Genomic DNA, 1,320 nt, shown 5'->3' with positions numbered 1-1,320 from the left:
GGCTGTGCTGCGGTGATGCCATTGGGTGCGCCGATTGGTTCGAACAAAGGTATCGCTTCGCACGATTTTCTAGAAATCATTATTGACCAAGCGAACGTACCTGTTGTCGTGGATGCGGGAATTGGTGCGCCTTCACATGCGGCAAGAGCGATGGAAATGGGCGCGGATGCCGTGTTGGTCAATACGGCCATCGCTGCCGCAAGTAATCCCGTTGCGATGGCGAAAGCGTTCAAGATGGCAGTCGAGTCAGGTCGTATGGCTTATGAAGCTGGGCTTGCAGGGAAAGTTTCTCATGCCGTTGCTTCCAGTCCGCTAACGGCTTTTCTCGATGAACTGTAGAAGTGAGGGTTCAAGATGAGCTTTTATGATCGCTTTCAGCAGCTCGATTGGGATGACATATCCATGTCGATTTATGCCAAAACGGAGCAGGATGTGGAAAGGGCGCTAGCAAAACCCAAACGAGACTTGGAAGATTTTAAAGCGTTGATTTCTCCTGCAGCTGAACCGTACTTAGAGCAGATGGCAAAGATTTCTTATTCGCTGACGCGTAAGCGTTTTGGCAACACTATGTCGCTGTATATCCCGCTGTACCTCTCTAATCTTTGCGCCAACGCTTGTACCTATTGTGGCTTCTCTATGGAGAACCGCATAAAGCGAAGAACGCTGAATAGGGACGAAGTTGAGGCGGAGATTGATGCGATTAAGCGAATGAAGTTCGACAGCGTGTTACTGGTAACGGGTGAGCATGAGACCAAAGTTGGGATGAAATACTTTCGCGAAATGGTGCCAATCATCAAGCAGCGATTTAACTATTTAGCGATGGAAGTCCAACCGCTGGATCAGGACGAATACGCCGAGCTCAAAACGTTGGGCCTTGATGCGGTGATGGTGTATCAAGAAACCTATCATCCCAAAACATATGCTCAGCATCATTTGCGTGGCAATAAAATGGATTTCCGATACCGGCTTGAAACGCCTGATAGGTTGGCAAAGGCGGGGATCGACAAAATCGGTATTGGCGCTTTGATTGGTTTGGAAGAGTGGCGCACCGACTGCTTTTTTGCTGCTGCGCATCTGGATTACCTTGAGCGTACTTATTGGCAATCGCGTTATTCGATTTCTTTTCCTCGTTTACGCCCTTGTGCCGGTAATGCACCTGCGTCGGGATTACAACCGAAATCCGTCATGACGGATAAGCAGTTGGTGCAATTGATTTGCGCCTATCGGCTGTTTAATCCGGAAGTGGAGTTGTCATTGTCGACGCGCGAATCACCGCAGTTTCGCGACAATGTATTACCGTTAGGCATTACGAGTATGTCT

Annotated in this window: 2 protein-coding genes; both read left to right on the top strand. The window is 48.9% G+C overall.

What is annotated here, in order from left to right; genetic code table 11:
- Positions 1-339, top strand: a 339-nt coding sequence (locus R7Q38_RS23550) for a HisA/HisF-related TIM barrel protein (protein ID WP_318114490.1), incomplete at its 5' end; no start/stop codon positions are given.
- 15 nt (positions 340-354) lie between these two features.
- Positions 355-1,320: 2-iminoacetate synthase ThiH (thiH, locus tag R7Q38_RS23545; RefSeq protein WP_318114489.1), on the top strand; the 966-nt coding region annotated here is incomplete at its 3' end.

Source organism: Vibrio sp. Vb0598, assembly GCF_033338935.1.
Classification (GTDB): domain Bacteria; phylum Pseudomonadota; class Gammaproteobacteria; order Enterobacterales; family Vibrionaceae; genus Vibrio; species Vibrio alginolyticus.
Note: the sequence above shows the minus strand (reverse complement) of the source record. Positions and strands in the feature narration are given on the sequence as shown.